Annotated in this window: 21 protein-coding genes and 1 tRNA gene; 10 read left to right on the forward strand and 12 right to left on the reverse strand. The window is 52.8% G+C overall.

Annotated features, from left to right (window positions below):
* Positions 1–396: 396 nt before the first annotated feature.
* The 5 genes from ACYASS_RS07930 to ACYASS_RS07950 all read right to left on the reverse strand — a co-directional run bounded on the left by ACYASS_RS07930 (position 397) and on the right by ACYASS_RS07950 (position 5,671).
* Entirely contained in the window at positions 397–1,404 is a 1,008-nt protein-coding gene (locus ACYASS_RS07930; protein WP_463585723.1) for a lysylphosphatidylglycerol synthase domain-containing protein, read from the reverse strand.
* Positions 1,401–2,684 carry a cardiolipin synthase ClsB gene (gene clsB / locus ACYASS_RS07935; protein ID WP_463585724.1) on the reverse strand — a complete coding sequence of 428 codons (1,284 nt, stop codon included), beginning with the start codon at positions 2,682–2,684 and terminating at the stop codon, positions 1,401–1,403. Before clsB ends, ACYASS_RS07930 begins: the two co-directional genes overlap by 4 nt.
* Complete coding sequence (locus tag ACYASS_RS07940) at positions 2,681–3,466, reverse strand: endonuclease/exonuclease/phosphatase family protein (protein ID WP_463585725.1); 786 nt, start codon at positions 3,464–3,466, stop codon at positions 2,681–2,683. Before ACYASS_RS07940 ends, clsB begins: the two co-directional genes overlap by 4 nt.
* Positions 3,463–4,380 (reverse strand): DUF72 domain-containing protein, encoded by a 918-nt coding sequence (locus ACYASS_RS07945; protein ID WP_463585726.1) that lies wholly within the window; start codon positions 4,378–4,380, stop codon positions 3,463–3,465. Before ACYASS_RS07945 ends, ACYASS_RS07940 begins: the two co-directional genes overlap by 4 nt.
* 139 nt (positions 4,381–4,519) lie before the next feature.
* Positions 4,520–5,671, reverse strand: coding sequence for a hypothetical protein (locus ACYASS_RS07950; RefSeq protein ID WP_463585727.1), 1,152 nt, complete (start codon positions 5,669–5,671; stop codon positions 4,520–4,522).
* Between the two features lie 714 nt (positions 5,672–6,385).
* On the opposite strand from ACYASS_RS07950, the gene ACYASS_RS07955 reads away from it, so the two are divergent.
* From ACYASS_RS07955 to ACYASS_RS07965, 3 genes are all read left to right on the forward strand, one after another.
* A complete protein-coding gene (locus tag ACYASS_RS07955; RefSeq protein ID WP_463585728.1) occupies positions 6,386–6,925 on the forward strand; it encodes a cytochrome b in 540 nt (179 codons plus the stop codon).
* Positions 6,926–7,003: 78 nt separating this feature from the next.
* The gene (locus tag ACYASS_RS07960; protein ID WP_463585729.1) at positions 7,004–9,175 is read left to right on the forward strand and encodes a PA5441 family protein; all 2,172 of its coding nucleotides are present in this window, start codon (positions 7,004–7,006) and stop codon (positions 9,173–9,175) included.
* A gap of 4 nt (positions 9,176–9,179) precedes the next feature.
* Positions 9,180–9,899, forward strand: a complete 720-nt coding sequence (locus ACYASS_RS07965) for a DUF3142 domain-containing protein (RefSeq protein WP_463585730.1) — start codon at positions 9,180–9,182, stop codon at positions 9,897–9,899.
* On the opposite strand, the gene ACYASS_RS07970 is transcribed toward ACYASS_RS07965, so the two are convergent.
* Complete coding sequence (locus ACYASS_RS07970) at positions 9,900–10,457, reverse strand: cysteine hydrolase family protein (protein ID WP_463585731.1); 558 nt, start codon at positions 10,455–10,457, stop codon at positions 9,900–9,902. It abuts the gene before it with no gap.
* A gap of 25 nt (positions 10,458–10,482) precedes the next feature.
* Positions 10,483–11,406: a LysR family transcriptional regulator gene (locus ACYASS_RS07975; protein WP_463585732.1), complete on the reverse strand. Its 924-nt coding sequence runs from the start codon at positions 11,404–11,406 to the stop codon at positions 10,483–10,485.
* 118 nt (positions 11,407–11,524) lie between these two features.
* Between ACYASS_RS07975 and ACYASS_RS07980 the strand changes: the two genes are divergently transcribed.
* Complete coding sequence (locus ACYASS_RS07980) at positions 11,525–12,274, forward strand: 3-oxoacyl-ACP reductase family protein (protein ID WP_463585733.1); 750 nt, start codon at positions 11,525–11,527, stop codon at positions 12,272–12,274.
* A gap of 174 nt (positions 12,275–12,448) precedes the next feature.
* Here the strand turns inward: ACYASS_RS07980 and ACYASS_RS07985 are convergent, their stop codons facing one another.
* A complete protein-coding gene (locus ACYASS_RS07985) occupies positions 12,449–13,978 on the reverse strand; it encodes a hypothetical protein (protein WP_463585734.1) in 1,530 nt (509 codons plus the stop codon).
* A gap of 1,629 nt (positions 13,979–15,607) precedes the next feature.
* Here ACYASS_RS07985 and ACYASS_RS07990 point away from each other — a divergent pair.
* On the forward strand, positions 15,608–16,042 hold the full coding sequence (locus ACYASS_RS07990) for an N-acetyltransferase (RefSeq protein WP_463585735.1): 435 nt from the start codon (positions 15,608–15,610) through the stop codon (positions 16,040–16,042).
* 224 nt (positions 16,043–16,266) lie between these two features.
* Here the strand turns inward: ACYASS_RS07990 and ACYASS_RS07995 are convergent, their stop codons facing one another.
* Together ACYASS_RS07995 and ACYASS_RS08000 are read right to left on the reverse strand one after the other, a co-directional pair.
* Positions 16,267–18,540, reverse strand: coding sequence for a hypothetical protein (locus tag ACYASS_RS07995; protein ID WP_463585736.1), 2,274 nt, complete (start codon positions 18,538–18,540; stop codon positions 16,267–16,269).
* Between the two features lie 988 nt (positions 18,541–19,528).
* The gene (locus ACYASS_RS08000; protein WP_463585737.1) at positions 19,529–19,690 is read right to left on the reverse strand and encodes a hypothetical protein; all 162 of its coding nucleotides are present in this window, start codon (positions 19,688–19,690) and stop codon (positions 19,529–19,531) included.
* Between the two features lie 305 nt (positions 19,691–19,995).
* Between ACYASS_RS08000 and ACYASS_RS08005 the strand changes: the two genes are divergently transcribed.
* The 4 genes from ACYASS_RS08005 to ACYASS_RS08020 all read left to right on the forward strand — a co-directional run bounded on the left by ACYASS_RS08005 (position 19,996) and on the right by ACYASS_RS08020 (position 22,825).
* Positions 19,996–20,619, forward strand: coding sequence for a recombinase family protein (locus ACYASS_RS08005; RefSeq protein ID WP_463585738.1), 624 nt, complete (start codon positions 19,996–19,998; stop codon positions 20,617–20,619).
* Positions 20,620–20,869: 250 nt separating this feature from the next.
* Positions 20,870–21,154: a hypothetical protein gene (locus ACYASS_RS08010; protein ID WP_463585739.1), complete on the forward strand. Its 285-nt coding sequence runs from the start codon at positions 20,870–20,872 to the stop codon at positions 21,152–21,154.
* 10 nt (positions 21,155–21,164) lie between these two features.
* Positions 21,165–22,184 carry a hypothetical protein gene (locus tag ACYASS_RS08015; protein ID WP_463585740.1) on the forward strand — a complete coding sequence of 340 codons (1,020 nt, stop codon included), beginning with the start codon at positions 21,165–21,167 and terminating at the stop codon, positions 22,182–22,184.
* A 143-nt stretch (positions 22,185–22,327) separates the two neighbouring features.
* Complete coding sequence (locus tag ACYASS_RS08020; RefSeq protein WP_463585741.1) at positions 22,328–22,825, forward strand: ribonuclease H family protein; 498 nt, start codon at positions 22,328–22,330, stop codon at positions 22,823–22,825.
* Positions 22,826–22,981: 156 nt separating this feature from the next.
* Here the strand turns inward: ACYASS_RS08020 and ACYASS_RS08025 are convergent, their stop codons facing one another.
* Complete coding sequence (locus ACYASS_RS08025; RefSeq protein ID WP_463585742.1) at positions 22,982–24,718, reverse strand: DUF6538 domain-containing protein; 1,737 nt, start codon at positions 24,716–24,718, stop codon at positions 22,982–22,984.
* Between the two features lie 109 nt (positions 24,719–24,827).
* Positions 24,828–24,917: transfer RNA gene (locus ACYASS_RS08030), tRNA-Ser, on the reverse strand.
* Between the two features lie 228 nt (positions 24,918–25,145).
* On the opposite strand from ACYASS_RS08030, the gene ACYASS_RS08035 reads away from it, so the two are divergent.
* Positions 25,146–25,334 carry a hypothetical protein gene (locus tag ACYASS_RS08035; RefSeq protein ID WP_463585743.1) on the forward strand — a complete coding sequence of 63 codons (189 nt, stop codon included), beginning with the start codon at positions 25,146–25,148 and terminating at the stop codon, positions 25,332–25,334.
* Positions 25,335–25,383 lie beyond the last annotated feature (49 nt).

Here is a 25,383-nt window from a genome sequence, read left to right on the forward strand (position 1 = left end):
CCCCTCCACCCCCAACACCTACAGAGGCCGTGTGTGCTGCACGGCAGCACTGTGTCAGGAAATGGGGCGGCTCCTACAGATCGCTAAGCTACTCGACCTGCTTTTGATTTTGATCTGAGGCGCCCCGTAAATCACGCTGGCCGAGCGCAGATTCTGAAGCGTGGGCAACCCGGCAGGACGCCGGGTTAGCCGCATCGGGCCATGGATGGCCCGTTGCGGCGGCCCACGGTTCAGGATCTGCGGGCGGGTACACCGAGCATCAGCGAGGTGCCGAGTGGTGGGCAAAAGCGTTTTGCTTACTTTTGTCTGGGCCGGCTTCCGGATCCATCAAAAGTGAGGCGCCGTAAGGGCGCAACCAATAGAAGCCGTTACCTAAATAACGGATATGTACACAAATCAGACGCCACCCTCAGCCTGATTCCTCTCACCCATCTTCTTGCTGCGCTTCTCCAGCACCAGATAAACCACCACAGCAATCGTCAGCGGCAGCAGAAAGTAAATCGCTCGATAGCCAATCAACGCCGCCAGCAGCGTGCCTTTCGAGAACTCATCCTGCAGCAAGGTCATGAAGACCGTTTCCAGGACCCCAAGCCCCGCCGGAATATGCGTGATAACCCCGGCAATACTGCTGATCAACAACACCCCGAGAATGGCTGGATAGAACGCCTTGTCCGGCAGCAACGTATAGATAACCAGCGCCATCAGCGACCAGTTCAGCGCGCCAAGGCTGGCCTGCAGCAGCGCCTGCTTCATGGATGGCAGCGTTATCTCCTGCTTGCGAATGGTCCACGAGCGACGCTTGGAAAACCGGCAAGCCAACAAATAAGCCCCCGACACCGCCAACAACGCAAAGCCGATCAACCGCAGCGTTCCGGTTCCAACCGCCCAGTCTTTGGGCAGCTCCAGAAAGCCCATGGAAAAAACACCACCTGCCAGAATCATGTAACCCAACCAATTGGTGATCAGGCTTAGGCTCAGGATACGAGTGATGGTCGGCACATCCAGGCCAAGTCGGGAGTACAGGCGATAGCGCAAGGCGATCCCCCCGACCCAGGAACTGAGGTTAAGGTTGAAGGCATAGCAAACAAAGGCCACCGGGACGATCTGCTTGATCGCCAACTTGTGCCCGGTATAAAACCGCGCCAACACATCAAAACAGCAATAAGTCAGGTAACTGCACAGCGCAATCACCACGCCCAATGCCAAGGTGCTGAGTTTGTAAGACTGCAACGCTTGCTTCACTTCCTGCCAATCAAGGTTCTTCACCAGCAAGAACAAAAGCACCGGCACGGCAATGAAAAAGAACAAGTTGAAAGCGCGCTTGGCCCACTTCCACTTCGTACCATGCTTGTCCGATGACTGATCCGCGGGCTGATCCGAAGACGCCTCATAAGCCTTGCTCATAACGACTTCTCCTGATCCGACTGCAAACTGGACTTCAACTGCTGAGCAACGCTGCTTTGTTCGTTTTCAATGACGCTGGCTTCAGGGATCACATCGGCTGTCCGAAGCGGCTTGAGACGCATGCCATGGGCCGGGAACAGACCGGCAATAGCCGGAAAATGGCGCAAGAAGTGAAAGCTCAGGAAGATCATTGGCGTACGCCACCATTGACCCCGCGCAGCGCCCTTCAGGCTCATTTCTTTACTGTGAGCGGCGGCCAGCCCCGTCAAATGTTCATGCAGATGCTGATTGAGATGCTGATCGCGGATGAACAGGTTCACCTCAAGATTCAATGCCAGGCTCAATGGGTCAAGGTTGCTGGAGCCCACGGTTGACCACTCACGGTCGATCAGCGCGACTTTGCCATGCAGGGCGCGTTGGGTGTATTCGTGGATTTTCACCCCGTCACGCAGCAGATAGGTGTAAGTCAGGCGTGAGCAGACCCGCACAAAAGGCATGTCTGGCTGGCCTTGCAGAATCAGCGTGACCTTGACGCCCCGCCGCGCCGCATTACGCAGCTCACGCAGGAAGCGATAACTGGGGAAAAAGTAGGCATTGGCGATGGTAATCCGCTGGGTCGCGTTGCGAATCGCCTGCAAATACTGCTCTTCAATATCGGTGGTGTGTTCTTCATTGTCGCGTTCGCACAGCAGCATTCTCGCACTGCCCGCGTGCTGGGTTGCCACCTTCAAGGCAGGTACTTTGGCTCGCACCGCTTCGCTGAGCAAGCGCAAGGCCGAGTGATGTATATCGGCAACAATAGGGCCGCGCACCAGTACCGCATAATCCTGCTTGGCGGTCAGCCCGGTGTCGCTCATATGGTCGACGCTGTAGTTGATACCGCCGATGAAGGCCAGCTCACCGTCGACAACCACTACTTTGCGGTGCAGGCGCCTGAACAGGTTGGTGCGCATGCCCATTAAACGTGGCCGGGGATCAAAAAGCTGGATATGAACCCCCGCAGCCAGCATGCGACTGACGAACGATTTACTCAGGTCAGAGGTGCCGTAGTCGTCAACCGTGACGACGACATGCGCGCCGTTAATGGCTGCCTGAATCAGGGCCTGTTGCAGTGCTTCACCAACGCGGTCTTCGAAGATGATGAAAGTTTCAAGCAGCACTTCTTTGCGTGCGGCCCTAATACACTCAAAAACCCGGCTGAAGTAGTCTTCGCCATTAATCAGCAACTCAACCGAATTGCCGTCTTGCCACTGCCCACGGTTATTCGCCTGGTCACTCATAACGTTACCTCCACAGCAAGCGGTGCATGATCTGAAAGGTGAGACCACGGACGATTGGACAATACTTTGGGGCGATTGCTCGTCGCGTTGCGCACGTAAATACGGTCCAGCCGAAGTAACGGCCAGCGTGCAGGGAAGCTCTTGGCGGGGACACCAAAGCGCTGGACAAAAACTTCGTGCAGGCCTGTGCCCTCCAGCACCGCGTCTGCGCGTTGCCGCCAATCGTTGAAGTCACCAGCAACGATCACTGCTTCCCCCTCAGGCAACCGTTCCAATAATTCGGCAAGCAGTTTGAGCTGCTGCAGACGATGATGTTCCCGCAAGCCCAGATGCACGCAGATCGCATGCACCTGGCCGTGATGGGGAACCTCCAGTACGCAATGCAGTAAGCCTCGCTCTTCAGTGCCATGAATCGATATATCGAGGTTCTCGTGGAAGCTGATCGGGTACTTGGACAGCAATGCATTGCCATGGTGGCCATGGGGATAAACCGCATTGCGTCCATAGGCGAAGTCGGTCCACATGCTGTCTGCCAGAAACTCGTACTGGGAGGTGGTCGGCCAGTCTTTAACACGCTGCGCGTGGTTTTGATGTTCGCCATGCACTTCTTGCAAAAACACCACGTCCGCGGACACCGTACGAACGGCATCGCGTAGCTCGGGCAAAATGAATCGACGATTAAGAAAGCCAAATCCCATGTGCATATTCATGGTCAATACGTTCAGGGAAACGTTTGCAGAGGTTGCTGTTCGCACGCCAACAGGCGTTGTGGCACTGGTCAAAACTCAACTCCTTTCAGATCGCCCGGCGCGACTTCCAGTTCCTGGGCCAGGCCGAAGCGCTCAAGCAACTGACGTGCGTCATAGGGCGCCCGGACTTTGATGTCGTTATCGAAGTAACAATAAATATCCCGGGATTTGCGTGCGGGACCGCTTTTGGCCATCACCAGATGAGCGTCGGCAGGTTGTGAGCCGCGACGCCAGGCATCAATACGCTCACCCCAGTGTTTAATAGCCGCGTCGCTATAACCACTGGCATAGAGCTTCTTGTCACCGTGCAGCCGCAGGTACAAAAAATCACTGGTCAGGTCTTCGATATACGGCCACTTCCCCGCCGTATCAGCCGTCACCAGCGCAACGTTGTATTTGCGCAACAACGTAATGAACTCGGGGACCCTGAAACTTTCATGACGAATTTCTACGGCATGACGCAGATGACCTGTCTTGGGAATGTCCAGATAACCAGGTTTGTGCATTTTTTCATCACAGGCTGCAGCGCAGCGCCTGGCCTCTTTCATGTCATGAGGCAGCAGCGTCAGGAAGTGTTCGAATATCTCGGCATCGAATTTGAAGCTGGGCGGAAACTGCCAGAGAATCGGACCCAGTTTGTTTTTGAGCTGAAAAATGCCCGACGCGAAGAAATTCGCGATGGGCTTTTCCACGTCATTCAGCCGTCGCACATGGGTAATAAAGCGGGGCGCCTTGATGCTGAACACAAAATCATCAGGCGTATCGGCATACCAGCGCGCATAAAGGTCAGGCGACTGCAGGGCATAGAAAGATCCGTTTATCTCGATACTGTTGACCGCTCTGGAAGCGAATTTCAGTTCGTTTTTTTGCGTCAGCCCTTTCGGATAGAAGTCACCTCGCCACGGGACGTAACGCCAGCCAGATATGCCAATGCGGATGTCGCTCATGATGAAAAGCCCAGTGCAATGCGCGTCGCTTGAACAGGTCAGACCTCCGGGCAGCTCCTGGCCGGGGGTCCATGTCCGTGCTCAAGCATGAATGTTCAAATCATATGAAGCCTGGCACTGGCACAGGTTCAATACCGATCTAGCGGCTTAACCGCCCATCACTGACAGCGCTTGCAAAGTCGTTATATTTACGGCCGAGCTCTGCCGCGCACTGGTGAACATCCTGAAGTTTCATGTGCGAGAAAGCGAACCCCAGCAGTGACTCGATGATTTCCATATTCTCAGACTCGAAGCTGACACTGCCGTCAGCACCTATCGCGCGAATCCCGTCCTGGCGCTGCCCCGCCTGATTGACCGCAATGGCGTCGCCACGCGACACCCCATAAGGGAGCGCCAACATAACCTGCCCCATGCCCACCCGAACCGGATACCCGCCCGGCAGCCCATTTGGGCTTGGGGCATGGGTGATGATTTCATGTTCAGCATGCAAACTCTCGAGCAGCCGAATAGCAGAGATTGCGTTAAAGAAATTAATGTCTACCCCACCCAGACTGCGAAAGTGTGTGCACACCGCCTTGAAAATAACCTCATCATCAAACTCTCCTGTACATTCCCGGTTGTCCACCCAGTAGGTGAGTCGATACTGCGCATCCAGCGGCAATCCCGCTCGGGCGACCTGATGACAAAAACCTTGCTGCGCAACCAGCCTGACCTGAACGTTCTCGGGAGTACGCAGGGCTAACCGGGCGATTGAAAGTCGAATGGCAGGAACCAGATTAGCCACACCGCCAATTCCGGTGTCGGGGGCCATGCCGACTTTGTCGAGCACAACATTGACGGCGTCGGGGAATGCCGCATTGACCGTGAACACTTTTAAGCCTGAATGCTTGATGGCCCGCATGAGTTCATAGGCAGGGGCCAGGTGCATAGGCAACCAGGGGCCAAAACGGGCACGGTCCAACGCCTGATAGTGCACAGAGGATAGTTGCGTGATAACTCGCCATGACTGCAAGGAAGCACTGTTAAAAATAACATCAGGACGAATACGATGAATGATACCGGCGTTTTCCTCAATGTTGCCTTCCGCAAGGTCCATCGCCACAGGATAAACAGTGCAAGTCCCTCCTCCCATCTGCAAACAACCCAAGCGTAAAAAATTACAACTCCGGGTTATTTTTTCAATATCGCGACCGGCGACGTAAAAAATAAAACCATCACGGGGCACTAGCATTTTCAGAATTTGCAGGCAAAGATCGCCTCCACCCACTAACATCAATTTTTTACGCTCCATTGACATTTCTCCCACGCAGCGCGCTGCACGCCGCCTTGGCGGGAGCTCGATAGAGCGCCTGACTCAGTGACGATATTCTTCGGTACCTCGATGACGCACTCTAAAAGCCAACCAACAGGCTTCAACTACTCACCTTTAAGAAGGCCACCTACGAAAGAACCAATCCGCTTTTAAATTTGCCGGCCCGCCATTCACCCGGCGCCCCTTTATTAATTAAACGCCCCACAATAATCCAAGGTTTGTCCCTCTGACTGCTCGCAGGTGTAACGCGCCCGCTACATTACAAGCCCACTCGTAAACCGCGCTCACAAGCAGATCTGTTCCACGACAAGATGGATCCAATCGAAAAAGCTGTCAAACAGATAGGCAGCATTTACCATCATCATTGGATATAACCGCACGCTCTTTTAAAGCAAACATTTAATTCGACTGTTTAATTCAAGCGTTCGACTTCGTCTAATGCACTCAAAATACCTCATTCCGCTTTCGCGCAACGCACACTTCAGGCATGAGGATTGCTTTTGACAAAGCAGATGCAAGGCAGTCAAAAAAGCGTCATTGCACAGGTCACGGATTATTTGTTGAGATTAAGCAAAAGAGCGTATCGGATAGTCAGAAAGGCAAGCCGCAACGCTGACGGTTCCTGTAGAGGCGGCTCAAACGCGAGCAATGTCGACGGCCCGCTCCCCCAAAAAATCAACCAAGGAAAGCACCGTGAACACAACATCCGTAGCACGCTACAGCTACAGGGCTCGCTGGCTTCACTGGGTCATGGCGGTTTTGATTGTGCTGGCCTACGCCCTTATTCTGAGCCGTACGCAGTTTTCACGGGGTTCGGAACTGCGTGCACTGGTTGTGCAAAGCCATTTCTGGGTCGGCATTGTCGTGTTGGTTATGGCTATATTTCGCATTGCAGAGCGACGTCGCCATACGCCCCCGGACATCACTCCGCCCCTTGAAGGTTTTTTGCGGCAAGCAGCCACCCTCTCCCACTATCTGCTTTATGCATTTCTGTTGGCCCAACCACTATTGGGGCTGTTTACCGTATTGATAGAAAAGGGCTCGCTACCCATACCGCTGACACAAATATTAATCCCTTCACCCTTCCCTCTGTCCGAACATTTCGCGGAGTCTCTGGAAGACCTGCACAAGCTGCTGGGGTCGATTTTTTATTACGTGATTGGCTTGCATGTCGTTGCCGCACTCTGGCATCACGCTGTGCGCAAAGACAATACGCTCAAACGCATGCTGTAGAGACTTGTGGACGTTAAGGTGACGCTAGGTATCATCGCCCGCGCCCGCCTCCTGAGCCCCAGATATCAAGGACGTTCCATGCATACCCGCTTGTTCACTGCTCTGGCCATTGCCCTGAGTGCAACCATCGGTTCACAGGCCCATGCCAGTTCCGATGATTCCTGCTACCCGACATGGTCACTGCTCAAAGAACATCTGGACGTATGCAGCAACCTGTCTTTCCTCAGCCCCGGTAACGACAGTTCGGTGAACTTGCGGCTGTTGCTCGCTAATGCCAAAGACCACGGATTGACCCCGGCAGCCCTGACCGAGGATGACCTGGCGGAAGGGTACGGCGAGGTGCCTTTTGCGCATTACCGTTTACAGTCAGCAGCGGAGAAGAACGAAGAAAATACGTCAGGAAGCCCTGATACGCTTGGCCTCAATGAGATGTTGGCCACATTGGGCGTCAAGCGCGAGCCTGCACAAGTGGCTGGCGATACATTGCTCGACGGAGAAGGTAGCCGCTGCCGCAGCAACAACGAAACAACCGCCACGCATTTCATCCAGACATTGATCAATACCCCACAGCTTGCTCCGGCCGAGCGTGCGGCACTGGCAACCAGCCGAATGCAAATGCTCTCCGCCTGTGGCTGGGAACCCGAGCAGTTGACCAGCCTGCTGCCGGGTAATATCCAGTCAGTTGCGGGCAAGTCATTCGTGAACTACCTGCAGGCGGCAGCCGACTTCTACAGCGGACGCTTTATCGAAGCGAGCAAAGGTTTCACCCTGCTGGCAGACAATCCTCAGGAGTGGCTGAAGGATACAGCGCTCTACATGATTGGCCGTACCGAGCTGAACCTGGCTCAGGAAAAAGCTTTTGAATACGGCGAACTCAAGCCCGATCGCGTAGATCTGGCCGCAGCCAGACGCGCCGAAAGTGCCTTCAAGAACTACGTCGACAACTACCCGTTCGGCACCTACTCCAACACCGCTCGCGGCTTGCTGCGTCGGGTGCACTGGCTGACTCAGGATAACAATCAGCTCGCCGCCGATTATGAAGCACATCTTTTGGGGGAAGACAGTCAGTCGGCAGGCCCTGCAGATGAAGCGCTGATCCGCGAATCCGACCTGAAGCTGATCACTCCGAACAAGGCGCCTGTCAATTCGCCGATCATTGCCGCTGTCAACGATCTGATGTGGATGCGCGAAGGGAGCAGCAACGCGCTGACCAAAGCCGCTCTGCTGGCGCAGAAGGATGCCTTTGCCGGGCATCCGCAACTCTTTACTTATCTGCAGGCAGCTTTTGCGCTGTACGTCGAAAATGATCCCGACGGCGCGTTGAAACTGCTGCCAACGGACATACCAGACACACTTGGCTATCTGGCGTTCAGCCAGCAAATGCTGCGAGGGCTGGCTCTGGAAGCCAGTCAGGACTGGAAGCAGGCACAAACGTTATGGCTGCAGTTGTTGCCATTAGCCAAATTGCCGTTGCAAAACGAACAACTGCAACTGGCACTGGCCATGAGTTACGAGCGAGACGAACAACTGGCCAAAGTGTTTGCCGCAGACTCGCCCATCAAAGCGGCAAAGTTGCGCTATATCCTGCTAAGCAAGACCGCCGATGCGGACCTCTTGATCCAGCAGACGACACAAGGCGCCAGCGAAACAGAGCGCAATACTGCGTTATTCGTACTGCTTTACAAAGACTTGATGCGCAGTCAGTTCGCCAGGTTTGGCGATGACCTCAAGCGGCTGCCAGATGCTCCGTCGCCAGAGAAACTCGGCTACAGCCTTGGCTATGTACACAACCAAGGCCCGTCGCTGAGTCTGTTTCACTGGAAAGGCAACGAAGCTGACTCCGGCTACGCCTGCCCTGGCATTGCTGAAATAGCAGCCGTACTGGCCAAAGATGCAATCAACCCTCGAGGTTTGAACTGCATGGGCGAATTCATCCGGAGCAACCACCTGGACGGCATGCCGCTGGACGAGAAGCGCAACCCCGATGTACTTGGCGGCACACCGCCTGGTTACGTGAAAAGAGTATTCGCCCGGCACACAGCCTATCAGGCGGTGATCGTCAATCCGAAAGCAGGCCACGAAGACAAAGCCTACGCACTGTATCGCGCCATCAACTGTTATGCCCCGTCAGGCAACAACGGCTGCGGCGGTAAAGCCGTGGTACCCGCAGAGCGCCAGGTATGGTTCAAAAAACTCAAAAGTGAATTTGCCGACACGCCCTGGAGCAAGTCGCTGCAGTATTACTGGTAACCCATTGTTAATTTCGCTGCGAACCTGGCTGACGTTGCTTTGCCTGCTGCAAACGGGTTCAGCCAGTGCGGCGGTGAACGCCGAAGAGCACGATGCATTCTGGCTATGGGGAGGCGTTACCGCACAGCCCGTGCTGGCCCAGGCGAAAACCCTTTACCTCTTGCAGGGGCAGGTCAGCAGCTCGCGCAGCGAACAGCACCGCAGAGTCAACTTCGTCGCTCAAGGCATGGCCGTGGCAAAACTGCCTCAGCGCGAAATCTGGATCGTCTATCGCGCTCACACCCTGCGCTGGCCTGAACCGGTTTATAAGCAGCTGCTGGGTCAAATCAAACGCTGGCGTGATACAGGAAGCCGGGTGGTCGGTGTCCAGATCGACTTTGACGCCCGTACCCGCTACCTCGACGAATACGTGACGTTTCTGCGCGACGTGCGCAAACGCCTGCCTGCGGACTATCGCCTGAGTATCACCGGCTTGCTGGACTGGAGCAGCCATGCAGATACCGCTGTTATCGGCGAACTCAAAGGCGTGATCGATGAGGTGGTGGTGCAAACCTATCAGGGCCGCCACAGCATTCCCGACTACGACGCTTACCTGCCCCGTGTGGCTCGACTAGGCCTGCCGTTCAAGATCGGCCTGATGCAGGGCGGCGAATGGCAAGCGCCAGCCAGTCTGCAAGACAATGCCTGGTTTAAAGGTTACGTGGTGTTCCTGCAAAACCCTTGATCAGAGTCTGCTCAATAGCGCTTCGGTGGCCATTACCGTCGCATACTCTCCATGCAGATTGCCCAGAGACATAGCATGTACATCTTCCGCACTGCGCGGGGTACCGAAGAAGTCAGGTGTGTCGAAGGTATAACATCCGTCATGAGGCACTATCACCTCAAAGCCGAGGTTGCCGCCCGATCGCGCACTGGACTCGACCGAGTTATTGGTCACGACGCCCACTATGATCAACTGAGTGATGGCTTCGCTTTTCAACCATTCTTCTAGCGGCGAATTGCAAAACGCATCCGGCACCTCTTTGCGCAATTCGCGCTCGCCTTCCATCGGCAAAAAAGCCGGCTGATAGTCAACGCCGGACTGTTGAGGCCAGAACACCGATTCAGGCTCGCGGGAAAAATGCCTGACATGAATGACCGGCCGCTGCGTTCTCCGCCAGGCTTGCAGCAATTTGAGCATCTGCTCATCTGCATGAGCATTGTTGCGCCGCCCCAGTTTTGGATGCTGGATGCCTTGTTGCATGTCAATGATCAGTAATGCGGCGTTGGCCTGAATATCCATGTTGAAACAATTCCATTGAGAAGGGTTATACCGCACTGAATGTTCTGGCCAGTCCCTGACTGGCAAACTGCTCAAGCACAAAATCTACAAATGCCCGAGTCTTGCCCGGCAGCAATTTGTGCTCACTGTAATAGAGAGAAATATTGCCGTCATCGACATACCAGTCCGGTAACACGCGGCTTAGCTGTCCGCTACGCAAATAAGGCACGGCGAATGGCATGCTCACCAAAGCAATGCCCAGGCCTTGCTCGGCGGCAGAGCATGCCGCTTCCGAGTCACTCATGGTCATGCGCGGCTTCAGGCTCAGAGGGCTGTACTCATGCGCGCGACTGGTCAAGGGCCAGGAACGGATCCGGCCGGTCTGGGGCGAGCGGATCAGAATCCCCGGATGTGCCTGCAAATCTTCCGGGTGCTCAATGCGTGGCTGTTCAGCCAGATAACCCGGTGACGCCACCAGGATTCGATGCGCAGGTGCCAGCTTGCGTGCTACGACGCCTTGAGGCAGGTCGAAACCGCCGCCAATGGCCGCATCAAATCCTTGGGCGATCAGATCGACCTGTCGATTATCAAAATGCCAATCCGGTGTGATTGCCGGGTAACGATGCAGAAACCCGGCCAGCAGCGGCATGATGTAAAGCCGCCCGAATACAGTGCCCATGCTTACTTTGAGCGTACCGGCTGGCTGCCCTTCCGAGCTCGCCAGATTGGCAACGGCATTTTGAATGGTGATGAAGCTAGCCCCAACCTCCGCCAGAAAACGGTGTCCGGCTTCTGTCAGTGTCAGGCTGCGGGTACTACGCTGGAACAGGCGTACGCCCAACCGCGCCTCAAGCTTGGCGACACTTTTGCCCACTGCTGCGGGGGTAAGGCTCAGACGCCGGGCTGCTTCGGCAAAGCTGCCGACTTCGGCGCTGCGCACAAAGCATTCGATGCTGCTGAAGTTATCCATGAGTCGGATTCTAAACTTTTGGTTTACTCAGACTATCGCAATTACCGTCTACTCAGCATGCAATCTGCGCCGGATACTGCTCGCCATTCACTCACTCGCAATTGCTCAGGAGAATCACATGACTCAGCACACCCCTCTCAGCACTAAAGTGGCCCTGGTACAGGGTGGCTCACGCGGCATCGGCGCGGCCATCGTAAAACGTCTGGCCGATGAAGGCGCCGCAGTGGCCTTTACTTATGTCAGTTCAGAAACCAAGGCGCAGGAACTGCAGGACAGCATCACCGCAAGCGGTGGCAAGGCCCTGGCCATCAAAGCCGACAGCGCAGATGCCGAGGCCATTCGCAACGCAGTCGCGCTCACCGTCGAAAAATTCGGTCGGGTCGACATTCTGGTCAACAATGCAGGCGTGCTCGCGATTGGCCCACTGGAAGAGTTCAGCCTGGAAGATTTTGACCGTACGCTGGATATCAATGTGCGCAGCGTGTTCATTGCCTCACAAGCCGCAGCGAAGCATATGGGTGACGGCGGTCGCATCATCAACATCGGTAGCACCAACGCCGATCGCATGCCCTTCGCCGGCGGCGGCGTGTACGCCATGAGCAAATCCGCCCTCGTCGGCCTGACCAAAGGCCTGGCAAGGGACCTCGGCCCTCGCGGCATCACCATCAACAACGTCCAGCCCGGCCCCGTAGACACTGACATGAACCCGGCAAGCGGTGATTTCGCTGAATCCCTGATTCCGTTGATGGCGGTAGGCCGTTACGGCCATGCCGAAGAGATCGCCAGTTTCGTCGCGTACCTTGCAGGCCCTGAAGCGGGCTACATCACCGGTGCAAGCCTGACGATTGATGGCGGGTTTGGCGCTTGATGCAGGCTTGAACCCTGTTTTACTCAGCGTCTGCTGAGAGGCTCCAGGAAAGCCAGAAACGAAAAACCCCTGATTTCTCAAGGAAGTCAGGGGTTTCGTTTGTAGCGAATTTGGCGGTGAAGGAGAGATTCGAAAGCCCCCTTTTACAATATGCTATCCGCTCAATACGATTACTTACCACCGTCGAGGTGGCAGTTTGGGATCGATAAACACGATTACTTGAGACTGGTCTAGCTCACGGAACTCCTCCTTGTACATGCTCACATCGTCCGAATTTCCGCAGCCAACGTAGATTTTTTTGCCCTGACTTACCAGTAGCTTAATTTCGTCAGCAAGAACGAACTTCCTCGAACTCATACGAAATGGAGTCGTATCTAGATACAACGTCGTACAGCTCGGCGCGAACTGAACAATTACAGGCTTCCCATATGGAAGTCCAATAACACCGTCCCGAATTCTTAGCCTGCAATGTTGACGAGCAGTAGTCAATACAGCGTGCACAAGGGGCAGTTCAATAACATACGTGTTTCCACTTGCACCTGCAGGGACTGTAAACTGCACTTCCCCAGTTTCTTCATATTTCAGGAGATATTTTAGAGCTCGCGCACCGCCCCTTCCGCCAACCAATAGTGACCTTGGATCATAGGTTTTACCATCATCCCGAAACGTGACTTTAGAGGATGAAAACTGGATGGATACTTTGTTTGCACCACCGTGGCGAATTGCGTTTTGCGTGAGTTCCAGCAGCCCATCCACACAATGACGCGAGAAGTCAGCACCGTAGCCGTCCGGCGATGCATAACGCTTCAGCCTATACTCTAACTGTGCACCAAACCTTTCATCGAGGTCGTCATTCAATTGATCAATACTGTGCCCCAAGGCATCAAATATGATCGTATCCTCTTCAAGAATTTCCCTGAGAGGGCCTGTTCGCGAGAAATCCTCTAGAGAAATCGAACTATCCAATTCCAATGATTGCAACAGAGGTAAAATATTTTGTGCAGCGAGTCCTGCCTTTTCTTCTTGGCGACTTCTATCAAAATCATCTCCTCCATTGTCGGAAGCCGCCTTTAAGATCAGCCAAGGAAAGTTTCGAGATAGGAACGCAAACGCCTCCATCTCTCCGCCAAGTGTCCCTGGCATGCTCTGTACCAACTGATCGCGAAGCCCACTATCCTTGTAGAGGGTCTCTGCACTAATTATGTTACCAATCTCTACATTCGGAGAGGTTTTTCTTAGGTCAGACTTTATGCGTTGGACCTGATTGCCATCGATGCTCACAGAGCTGATATGCCAATTCCCTTTTGGATGCAGTTCACCCGCCGCCGCGTGCAGCACATTAGCGCACCACACCTCATTGCTAACAATAAGAGCTTCTGGCGGCGTAGTTGCGGGATTCCTCCAGCAAAAACCGACTAAAATCACCAATCGCGGCACTGGCATCTCGGAGTTTCGCAGGAAAGCACTAGCGATTCTTCCTATGGAAAGATCTCTTGAAACACCCGACTCGCCTGAAAGGTGCAGAACCACTGATTCTCCAAGAAATCCGAGATATGCCCCCGAAGTTATCTGCCTGACCTCAGCATCTGCTGAAGCTGACATCACGGCTTTCACCGCTTCTTTCTCCACGCTGTTTGAGGTCAATAAGAGGCAATAATTATTTTCGAGTTCAGCCTTCCGAAGCCGCACATCAATCTTTCCCATAACATCTCCTTTGGGTGCCGCCCGTGGGGTCCGTTGCTCAGCGGCGGAATGCTTTTGTTAATAGCGGTAAAAGTGAGAGAAGCCCATTATAGCTCGAGCTATATTTTAACAACTAAAAACATTGAACTAAACAACTACCCCCCCCCCGGCAAAACACCCTCTTACTTGCCTTGATCAGAGATGTTCCAAGTAGATCTACAGTATAGGCTAAGCCTATCCATTTGCCTCCTTGCCGGGGAAGCCCTTCATGATGAGGGGCTATTAGCAGGATGGAATCTGCAAATAACTCATTCTGTGCAAGCTCCCAACCCTAAAGCCTTGTCATCGGACGCCGCGTCAAAATATGATACTTTCCTCAAGGCATTTAAAGTCGAGAGGGACGCCTTTTGCAGTAAGATTTCTTCTCCCCGGCACACTCGACTATCATTCCGATAACTTCTCGATCCGTAGGGGCCGCGTATGTATTCGTTTATACCACACAGCTTTTGGTAAAGCCTCTTTAAGCTATGGCCAATCTTACATTAGGCAAATATCTAAATCATTTACACATCCCGCACAACCATTACTCGCTACAAGATCCACTTCCAGAGGAAGCGAAACCCATGGAGCAGTGTCCCTTCTCTATTGTCAATTTCATTAAAACAACCTTTGAATGAGCACCTTTTCGGGACCGATGCGGATTGATTTTATCCAGTATTTTACTAAAAGTGCCAAATAAAATTCTATAGAGCAAGCTTTCAGTCATTAGCAAGTCCTTGAGGTAACTAGCGATACCCCGAAAGCTGCGAAAATTGCTCCTTGGAGCGCCTATCGTGAAAGATAAGCGATGAGTGGCATGCCGAGCAAGGGTTACGAGCATCTATAAATTTCTAGTCGCTCGGCATCATCATTCCTATATTTCAATGCCCCTAGAACATGTGTAATGCTCGTAGAGGGCGCCGTTGTTCGCAATGAATCGGAAGTCAGATTTTCCACAATACCCTCCCGAAATACCACAGGCATCACGGGTCGGTCGCTCCATTGCAAAGACCATCTGTATACGCATTTTGGACGAGCTTTGTGGAAGCCAGACAGCAAAAAGCCCCGGAGCTATAGCTACCGGGGCCTTGCGAATTTGGCGGTGAAGGAGAGATTCGAACTCTCGATTCTACCAAAGCCTCACAAAGCCCTGTGTTTAGTGGCATTTCATCTCAATCAATACAGAAAAGTGTACACATAAGGAGTACGCATGAAAAGCCCAGCGCTTACCGTCTTATGCTTCGAACCAGTCGGAAGCTCAAAACTGCCAAGTTATCTGCAACATTAACGACACCGCTTTTATCAGAAGTGATAATTGCCCCGCCCAGTCCACATTTGCTTCAAGCGTGTTCAGAGCCCCCATCAAACGCTGTTTCCTCTGATTAGAAATCACGAGAGCAGCACTTCATCCCTTAGTGACGGCATCCAAGCCTAGCGCTAATTTATTCGACGGCGCTATACCTGAGCTGGCAAATCGCGGTTACCCATTAACAACGAATTCCAAAGGGATATAGGGGCGCACAAGCAATGGAATTGGGATAATGTGAGTGAGACAAAGCCGCGCAAGGCTGGTAAAACAGGAGGCTCAACCACAGATATCAGAGTGAACCTATGCCTACAGAAGACGAGATGCTGAAGGCCAGTGAACGAACCCAATTCTTTGCAGAGCAGCTATCGGAGTATCTGAAGGATACATTTCGGTTAAAAAACCCAGGCGTTACGCTGGGCATATCTCCCAGCACTGTTGACGCCAGGACGGCTAAGTATGACCTGTACTTCAGGGTTACCCCACTATCTGCCACAGGTTGGAGAAGCAATACACTGGTGGTTGCAAGGATTGGGTTTATGGATCGAGGTAAGGGAAACGGCAAGAATCTGATGCGCTTTCTTGTTAAAATCGCCGATAGCATCCCTTTTGAGTACATTGGTCTAGAGCAAACAAACAGCAGCGCAACGGCTTTTGGGGGCAAATTGGGGTTTAAGTGGCATGGCGAGGGTCAGCACCTACTAGCGTCGATTGACGACGTTGTGGCGCACTTAGCCTAGGTTTTTTAGGTTCTACCTGACACCGTTAACTATAAGCTCCCAGTTTCTAATAAACTACAAGAACGGAAACCCTTGGCATTATTGATAAGCCAAGGGTTACTGCGTTTAGAGTTCGCTGCAAATACATTAGTAGCCATCAAGGAGCGACAACTTTCAAAGCGTCGCCGACTCCTACTTCACCTCTCTACCCACAAGCTATTATGGGTACAGAAGATCTTGAACTACTAATCTTCGACGCCAATCATGCTAGCACTAAGAAACTGCTTTATAGATTCGCTGTACCGCTCTTTCTGCTTCTCATCAAAATCCCCCTTAATGGTCGACTCTAACAGCGCTATCAGATCCTTTTCAAAGCGCTGGTCAGAAAAGATTTTTCTAATTAACGCGAAATCCGATTTAAACGTGCGCTGCGTATAAACAAGAACTTCATTCAACGTATTATAGCTCTCTAACTCATCATGACGTGCGTCATCAACCTCTTCAGTTATGCGCCTTGTTAGCTTCGTCAAGAGACTAATGACTGCTCCTGTCTCTCCAGGATCGTCCCCAAGAAAAATTGCGAGCGTGTCGATTAAGCTGCCATTCTTTGAGTCCTTGAAGAAATCTTCATCCACTAACGCAAGGACACTATCTTTTAAATCCGCACTATCAATCCTGAGATCAATCATAGAAAGACGCTCAATAGCTCGTTGAGGCATATAAACTAGCCATTCGGCGTGTGGGTGTTTTTCCCTGTACGCTTTCCTTAGAAACTGCTGAGTTGTATCCCACGTTATTAACATTGGAGTTTGCAGCATCCCAGAAGCATCCAGGTGATTGCCATCCTCACCTAGAATCTGACATGCAATAATGTCATTTTTGAGAGTTTGCCTCTTTCTGCGCACAGGTGAGTAACGAGAAAAACGACGCATGATGTCGTCATAAAAAACCTCACCCTCATACTTAGTATTCGAAATGAGCTTGATACCACCCATCTCAAGAAATTGACGCGAGCAAGTAATTAGCGCGTTGAAATTTGCCGCACCGCTAACATGCCCTCCCTCAAAACCGACAAAGCTGTCTAGAAAACTTGAAAAAGAGAAGCCTTCCCTAGAGCGCTTCTTCACTCGAAGATACAGGTTGAAGAAAATATTTTTAGAATCACCCAGCCTCTGTATCAACTCATCATTAGCAAAACGGCTGACTTTCTCAGCGTTCTCCAAATGACGAATTGTCTCTTCAAAATGCTCTAGCGTAACCCTGATCTCCTTTGTCTTTAGGTGCCTAACACTTTCCTTAAGATTTTTGACAGTTACAAATGCTCCATCCACTAGCTCATCAGGATACCGCATGAGAGCCATATAGCGAATAAGCACTGGAGCATCCAAATAAAGGAAAAAACCTTTATTCTCAACATATCGTTCCAATTTCGATTGATTCAACAAACCAATACAAAGTCGGGCCGAGCAATAATTAGAAAGATATTCATTTTCAGCAGACGCTTCGACGAGTTCGTGAGATGCAATCTTTGCGTTCTCTTCTGACAATCCACCTGCAACCTTAAGGAGCGTCGAAATATCTTCAATCGCTTTCCTGACTATAGAGACCTTGGGCGGCTCAAAATTCTCCTCAGTCACCTGGATATCTACAGAAGCACCATAAGCCTCTTTGATAAGATCAAGAATATCAGCTGAAATATCACTATCCGTATACTTACGAACAATCGACCTAATACCTTCTATAACTTCTTCACGCCTAGCTTCATCTTTGGTAGCAACATTATTAATCCGGACAGTTTCATGCTCAGTAAGCTTTACATCATCGCCTACAACTTCTATTCGCCCCATGCGTTTCAGGTTGCCTATTCTTGATTTCGCAACACCGGCCAAAACGCCAAGCGCGGTAATAGACTCCGTCAAATCTGAAACCTTCAGCTGATGCCCGTACAGAGTTGAAACTATATGAGAGTCGACAATCACATGCTTCAACAACGCAGTATCTTTGCTTAGAACAAGATAATCATAAAATGCCCTCTGCTTTATATCTATATCCGCATTTGACGTCGGTTTATATTTATGAATTCCCTCCAACAAGAACTGCAACAAGTCAGGATAATCATTCGTCAACTTCTGAGCAATCTTATTACCATCATAAAACTCTATAGTTATACCATAATTAACTCTTGCGCTAGTTTTAATAGCATCTTCTCTGCTAGCACTTAATGTGTAGGACCAAAAGAAATTCAATATAGGTGGATAGTTATGCTCACTCACTAGCAAAGAGACTTTTTCTAAGTCCTCTTCAATTTTAGTTTCTAGTTGTTTTTCTTGTATTGAGATCTGCAGGGCCTGTCGCACTTCTCGCCCCCGCACAACGTACACTAGATCCCTACCACCATCATAAGGCCCACCAACAAGATAAGCATCAGCGCTAAATATTTTCTGGGCAAAACGTCGTACAAGCTCTTCAAAATCTGACACTACTCGAATTGACGATACAAACCCGACGTTATTATCCAATTCCTGCTCCCTATACGAAGAATACTCTCAAAATTCCACGACTTAATTCTATGTCGTTTTTTGGTATGGATACAGTCTATCGTATTGGCTTAACATCTCACCTTTTTTTGTGATTCCGGCCCAGGAAATTTACATAGCCCAAGGCCAAGCCTTACAAAGCATATGCCAGCCCACGCTGCGGGAAATCGAGTAAGGACTGGATGAGTCAGTCATTTAGGCTCCTGCACACCGTTACCAGAGGAGGCCACGCCGAATGCCGATAAAGGAGGGAGCTGATGACCTGTCGGAAAACAATAGTTTTACACGTCATATGCTCAGCGCCATTTACCTCAAAGCCAAGGCATGGGTCGTCACAAGCACGGTATTTTGACACTCCAAAAATTACCGCTGCCGACCAGGATGGATACCCTGCGCCTCCAAACTACTAGGCTTAGGCGGCATGTCAGGTAGATGATTTAAGATACTACGCAGTTCATGCCAAGGGTACGGACAATGCTGGGTAGCAACGCAATTCTGCGCGTGCACAAAACTTTGATGCGCCATATCGATAGGCTGCGCGATTAGGCATTGGCCGCAAACAACGAAGTCCCCCATCAAAGTCCACTGTCCTGACCAGCCGATTTGTCGCTCATACAAAACACTGCTGGCACTCAAAGCCATGCATCTTTCAAATAGGGCCTGCTTATCCATCACACTTCTCCTTGTGCTCTCTGGCAGGAGGCATCCAGCGCCTCCCATAGGTAGCAAGTATAGGCTAGATCTACAGCACACGATGTCGATAAAGGCCACTGTAGGAGCTGTCTGACCAACGGGCTGGAGGATACCTGTACCTAGCCACGTGCTTGATGGTGGGACGTTATCTGATGCGTTGAAGAGCGGCTTTTTTTATCTGGAAAATCTGAACGACCTAGATAAGTAGAACGGTAATTCCACTTCCCCCCCTACCCCTACGCCCAGCTCCTTGGCTAATTTGCCTAGCGAAGATTCTTCACATGGGGTTCCATGCATCTACGCGCTTACCCATCGAGACTGCTGGCATGACCTTGAGATACATAGCAATCACATTACTAGTGCTGACCGCAGCACCCAGCATAGCCTTGGCTGGCGAAGGCCACGACGCCGGGTATGCATGGGCGGAGGAAAACGACATCGACGATATATCTTCCTGTAGCACTCCCTCTCCCTCATTCAACAACGGTTGTGAGGAATATGTGGATGAAAGCCAGTCAACCGAGAGTAATGACAATGAAGAGGATTACGAAGAATAGGGTTAACCAGACCTCATAGTCCACGTTCAACAGGCAGTAAGCTCTCTGAATACCTGGTGGTCGATTGGGTATACACCAGCGAGCACGGAGAACCTTGAACAGATCATGTTCGTATAAAGTCTATTGACTACTTATACGAATACACTATTATCGACCACACTTATACGACCACAAGGACCGTCGACCCATGTTTATCCGCGCTTACCTTCGTGCCTCTACTGCCGAACAGGATGCCAACCGCGCCAGGGACCAGCTCACTGAATTCGCAGCAAGCCAGGGCCACAAGATTGCCGACTACTACGTTGAGAACGAAAGTGGTGCCTCCTTGCAGCGACCTGAGCTGTTCAAGCTGCTGGGCCAAACACAGCCGGGTGACATCCTCCTGGTCGAGCAGGTTGACCGGCTATCACGTTTAACCGAGGCCGACTGGCAGAAGCTCCGTGCAGTCATCAAGGACAAGGAGGTCAAAGTCGTTTCGCTGGACCTACCTACGTCTCACCAGTTCATGGCGAAGACTACGACAGCCGCTGACGCCTTCACGTCCAGAATGCTTGCGGCTATTAACGACATGTTGCTGGACATGCTGACCGCAGTGGCCCGGAAGGATTACGAAGACCGTCGACGTCGTCAGGCCGAAGGCATCAAGAAGGCAGTAGACAGGAAGGCGTACAAAGGGCGTGGCATCGACAAGGAAAAGCACGACCGTATTCTTAAATGCCTGGCCAGCGGTATGAGCGTACGGAACGCGGCAGAGGCCACAGGGGCTAGTACGGCCACCGTGCAGCGCGCCAAGAAGATGGCCTCTGGTTGATTCGGTCAGCCTGCAATTGGCTTGCTTCCCTATTTAGGGCCAATCATTGATTGACTGATAACCCCTCCAGCTATTTACCACCAGTCTACCCACAAACCACCTTCAAACTTCCCGTCACCTCGGGTACTGGTCGTTCGTGTCGCCACTGGTGAGTTGTCACCAGTCCTAGCAGAACCCCACCGTCGCCCACCCTGCCTGGTTCCTCCAGTGCGGGGCGTCGGCGCTTCTATCACCGCAGGAATACCTACCAATGAAACCCCAACTACCGGACAACCTTGTCCGCTTCAATATCTACATGCTCCGCGACCACGTTGCCCGGCTGATTCGCATAGCCGAACGACTGACAGAAACCAAGCGTCGTGACGTCCGCCTGGGGGAAGCCCTTGAGGTGGCCCTTACGGCTGGCCTGTCCTGGACTGACCGTGACATTCTGGATTTATCTACGCCAGACCACCAGGCTGACCACTGGCTCCAAGTCGGACCGGTCTACCGCCGTGGCGGGGAAGTCCTCCTCCCGTCTGTACTGACGCGCTAAGGCTACTGCAATGGAATCACTTACCACACTGCAGCCAATTCACATCAGCCTAGACTCTATTGTCACGGACAAGCGACTGCAGAACCGCAACGTCGGGATGCAGAAGTTTAAAGAACACAATGACGGCAAGCGTTACAAGGCCCATGTTGCCGACCTAAGAAGAAGCATCCGGTCTAGGGGGCAGAAAACACCGATACATGTAGTTGCCGCCGAGTGCGATTGGGTACTTGCAGAGGGTGCTGATAAGCCGCATTCAGTGCCTACCAAGTTCTTCTTAGTCGATGGCCACCACCGGCTGGAGGCATTGCATAAAGAAGGAGCTGCACAGGTACTGGCTAGAATACTGCCAGGCCTAGGCTTTCTTGATGCGCTGGATGCCTGCCGCCTATCCAATCAGGACGTGGTTCAGGGCATGAGTCAGGATGAGCGTACCGAGAATGCTTGGTCCGCCATGAATCAGGAGCGAAATACCTACAGGAGACTTCGTGTTGATGAATTAGCAAGCCTTCTAGGCGTGTCGGAGTCGACCATCAAGCGCTTCCGTAGCGCTATCCGTCAGGACGGCATCGAGGCGGGCAAAATTGATCCCGACGCCAGCCGCGACAAGGCGGAATTGCAGCTTCAGGACTACTGGGACCGTATGGCGAGGCATGGTCTTCAGTACATCACCTGGCGTACTCACAAGCAGAGGCGTCGTAAGCCGGTGTCTCCAAGCTCCGCCGCCGCAACGCGGCACAAGATCAAAATGGTAGTCATCCAAGCGCTATTGGGCACCGATGGCATGTATGACCTAGACGACGTCGTCCTTTCGCTGGAAGAACTGGGGGCCGATGCCCAGCGCCCCAAGGCTGCTGAATACCTGGTGAAGAAGTACAAGCCGAAGGTAAGCCAGCCTGTGAATGACGACTACGACGAAACTGGATGTGAAGGAGTCGACCATATCGACCTCGGAGCTGCAGTAGCGGCTTTGAATGCTCAGAGACAACCCCCGCCCTCGGCTGGCTCACCTAGGGCCTCTACAGACTTCTAACCGAGGGCTCCAGGTGAGGGGGTCTCAGACCTCCCAATCCTCCACGCGCCCCGCAAACCAAGCCTTTCCACTGGCAGGCCTCCGCACTCGTTGCTCAGGGGGCGGCCTTGCTTCGCCTAAAATTTACCTATCAGGAATACACCATGACGATTCGCACTTACACCATCCACACAGACGGCTCTTGCCTGAACAATGGCAGTCCATTTGCTATCGGCGGCTTTGGAGCTGTCTTACGACGCGACGACGGAGCTGTCCTTGAAGTCGCAGGGCTGCTGAACGACAGTGTCGCGCCAACTAGTGTGCGGGCCGAGATGACCGCAGCCATTCGAGCCCTAAGCCGCCTTAAAGCCCCATCCATCGTGACCCTATACAGTGATAACGAAATGCTCGTGAGGGGTTGCAACGAGTGGATGCAAGGCTGGAAAGCAAAGGGCTGGCGGAAGTCCAACAAGAAGCCCGTCGAAAACGTCGACCTATGGCAAGGCCTTGACTCGTTGCTCCAGCGGCATAACGTGCAATTTGTATGGATCAAAGGGCATAGCGGCAACCCCGACAATGAAAGGGCGGACCAGTTGGCCAGCCTGGGCGTTAATGGTAAACCCGTCAATGAGCTACAGGAGCCGGAACGCCCGCTGATATAGGGCTTGCTTACCCGAGGGGAGCGTCTCCTCGGGAGTCTTAAGTGCTGGATCTTGTGGCAGCAATGTTCACGTCCCTTGTCCAGCCCCCTGTAGTTTTCATGGGATGGGGTCGCTATCGCGTTGCGGCCAGACAGCTATCACGGGCTGGGATTGGTCTCAGGCGGCCGCCGCTGGTAGTAGTCCGGCTTCACGGGCGATGCTCGGGAACTTTTTCAGCTCCTCTGCCTTCCTTTCGAGAGGCATACTGCCGTAAGTACGTCCAACCGTGCCACCACTGTGCCCTGTAATCGACTCATGCACGTCGTCCGGAATGCCAGCACCTCGACATAGCGTCTTGAACGTATGGCGGAAGCCGTGCATAGGTGCTGCAGGGCTGTCGACCCCGGCTACCTCCTTCAGGTATGGACCCCAATGACGACCAAACGACGTGCCGAATTTACCACCAGCGTCCTGGGTCAGCTTGGGAAACAGTTGGCCAGATGCAGGGAGCGATTCAACGTAGACCATGAACCCGAGCTGCAACAGGTCAGCATGAAGAGGTACGTCACGGCGGCTACTCAAGGTCTTGACCCGTCTTCCGTCGCCTTCGTCATCCTCGACATCGTTCAGGATGCTTAGGTACGCGATGCCTTCAGGGCTTGTGCGGACGTCACGTACAAAAAGCTGTGCTAGTTCGTTCTGCCTTGCCCCAGTATAAGCAGCAAGAAGGGGCATCCAATACAGGGCGTTGCCCAAGTCAGTTACCTTCGGACGCCAGTCACTCGTATAAACAGGGCTGGTAAAGATTGAGGTCATTTCGGCCCGTGTGTACTCCTTACGTTTCCGGCCGCTGGTGCTGGATTTAGCGCTGTCGCGGGCGACACGTTTCGAGGCACCTGAGTCCAAGATGGGATTGGTCTTGATCCAGCCCATGTCCTTCGCAAACGACAAAACGGACGACATTGCACGCAGACGCTTTTTAATGGTGCCCGCTTCAATCTTGGGCAGGTCGTTCGTTTCAGCCAATGCTATTTGCTCACGGGCAGTCAGACCACGAATACCTTTGCCCTTACTAACAGGCGTACGGGCCAGCATAAGGCGGTATTCCTGGGCTAGCTCGTTGGTGAAGCTACTGATGGCAATGTCGCCAAATAACTCGACGAAGGCTTGGACAATGCCTCTGTAGTCATTCAGCGTGGTAGCGGTCGCAGCGCCCTTCCCCGCAGCGCGGTCGGTCTTGTAAGCCTCCCATACGTCCATCATGGTGCGACCTTCACGCTTCGCGATGGCGGCGCGTTCGAACGACAGTGGGGCGGCAGGTGCTATCACGGGAGGAGCAACGTAGCGCGAGCCTGCATTCATCCGGGACAGACACAGATAGGACAGGTCGCATAGGTGCATCCAGAACGCCTCGGCAAGCTGGTGGTGTAAAGCCGTACCAGTAGCAATGGGCGGTAGCTTGTGCAAGGCAAGCATTTCCTGAATTGCGGGGTCAGTGTGACGCGCCATTTCGGCGGTAGAGCCTGGGTCGACTATCGACTGGTATGTATCGAAGGTGCGCCCGATCGGCATACCGTCAGAGGGGGCAAGGCTTGAATCCCAGCCTTCCACCAGCCAGTGACAGTAGTCCCCGGTACGCTCCAGCTCGGCACGTTCCTTTCTGAACCATCGCGCGGCGAGCTGTTGAACGTCTGCGGCATCCAAGCGAACGCTGCCGTCATACATACCTTGAGCCAAGGCGAACGCCTGTGCGCACTCCTCCATCACGGGGAGTACATGGCGAAATGCAACCGCTTCGTCTCTGGTGCTAAGGCTTTGTTTCCACATTTTCTTGCCCATCAGCGGCTGAAGATGTGGAGGGACCTTGCGGCGATACTCAAACACGCCACGGGCGTCACGGGTCGGTCGTGCCATTGCTAAAACCATGCGGTGTACTCATCCGGTGTACGCATTTTGGACGAGCTTTGTGGAAGCCAGACAGCAAAAAGCCCCGGAGCTATTAGCTACCGGGGCCTTGCGAATTTGGCGGTGAAGGAGAGATTCGAACTCTCGATACAATTTCTTGTATACACACTTTCCAGGCGTGCTCCTTAAGCCACTCGGACACTTCACCGTATCTCGTCACACCGTTGGTCTGTCGAGGCGCGCTAATGTAGTCGAAAGCTTTTACGAACGCAAAGGTTTTTTCAGAATTTTCATGCGGTTAAGCAAAATACCCACCAGCGCTCAGGTGTGTGCAATTCAGCGATGCAGGTTCAAGGGTAATGCTGATGCTGGCCAGGGTGATTTCCTACCGGGCATTGCTCTATATTCGAGGCCTGCTTGGCGGAGATAGAAATTAATGGCCCATTCACCCCGGTATCAAGTCTCAGAATCCATTCGCACTATCGAAACTGAAGTCGGCAAATTGCTGGATCTGGTCGTCATGCTCAAGGAGGCTGGCGACGAAGGGTTATCCGCCTGCGTGGCGCTTCAGGCGCATAAGCTGCTGGAAGCAGCAGTGGCACTGCGGATGGCGATGGCGGATTGAGAGTCTGAATACTCTTGAACACCAAAAGCCCGGCGGCACTGGCAGCGCC

It is taken from the genome of Pseudomonas sp. HP_14 (assembly GCF_055283875.1).

Excerpts from the sequence above, each read along its gene's own strand:
- clsB (WP_463585724.1), bottom strand. The coding sequence starts at position 2,684 with ATGAGTGACCAGGCGAATAACCGTGGGCAGTGGCAAGACGGCAATTCG.
- ACYASS_RS08005 (WP_463585738.1), top strand. The coding sequence starts at position 19,996 with ATGTTTATCCGCGCTTACCTTCGTGCCTCTACTGCCGAACAGGATGCC.
- ACYASS_RS08020 (WP_463585741.1), top strand. The coding sequence starts at position 22,328 with ATGACGATTCGCACTTACACCATCCACACAGACGGCTCTTGCCTGAAC.
- ACYASS_RS07950 (WP_463585727.1), bottom strand. The coding sequence starts at position 5,671 with ATGGAGCGTAAAAAATTGATGTTAGTGGGTGGAGGCGATCTTTGCCTG.
- ACYASS_RS07980 (WP_463585733.1), top strand. The coding sequence starts at position 11,525 with ATGACTCAGCACACCCCTCTCAGCACTAAAGTGGCCCTGGTACAGGGT.
- ACYASS_RS08035 (WP_463585743.1), top strand. The coding sequence starts at position 25,146 with ATGGCCCATTCACCCCGGTATCAAGTCTCAGAATCCATTCGCACTATC.
- ACYASS_RS07970 (WP_463585731.1), bottom strand. The coding sequence starts at position 10,457 with ATGGATATTCAGGCCAACGCCGCATTACTGATCATTGACATGCAACAA.
- ACYASS_RS07975 (WP_463585732.1), bottom strand. The coding sequence starts at position 11,406 with ATGGATAACTTCAGCAGCATCGAATGCTTTGTGCGCAGCGCCGAAGTC.
- ACYASS_RS08010 (WP_463585739.1), top strand. The coding sequence starts at position 20,870 with ATGAAACCCCAACTACCGGACAACCTTGTCCGCTTCAATATCTACATG.
- ACYASS_RS07985 (WP_463585734.1), bottom strand. The coding sequence starts at position 13,978 with ATGGGAAAGATTGATGTGCGGCTTCGGAAGGCTGAACTCGAAAATAAT.
- ACYASS_RS07990 (WP_463585735.1), top strand. The coding sequence starts at position 15,608 with ATGCCTACAGAAGACGAGATGCTGAAGGCCAGTGAACGAACCCAATTC.
- ACYASS_RS08015 (WP_463585740.1), top strand. The coding sequence starts at position 21,165 with ATGGAATCACTTACCACACTGCAGCCAATTCACATCAGCCTAGACTCT.
- ACYASS_RS08000 (WP_463585737.1), bottom strand. The coding sequence starts at position 19,690 with ATGTCGTTTTCCTCCGCCCATGCATACCCGGCGTCGTGGCCTTCGCCA.
- ACYASS_RS07930 (WP_463585723.1), bottom strand. The coding sequence starts at position 1,404 with ATGAGCAAGGCTTATGAGGCGTCTTCGGATCAGCCCGCGGATCAGTCA.
- ACYASS_RS08025 (WP_463585742.1), bottom strand. The coding sequence starts at position 24,718 with ATGGCACGACCGACCCGTGACGCCCGTGGCGTGTTTGAGTATCGCCGC.
- ACYASS_RS07945 (WP_463585726.1), bottom strand. The coding sequence starts at position 4,380 with ATGAGCGACATCCGCATTGGCATATCTGGCTGGCGTTACGTCCCGTGG.
- ACYASS_RS07960 (WP_463585729.1), top strand. The coding sequence starts at position 7,004 with ATGCATACCCGCTTGTTCACTGCTCTGGCCATTGCCCTGAGTGCAACC.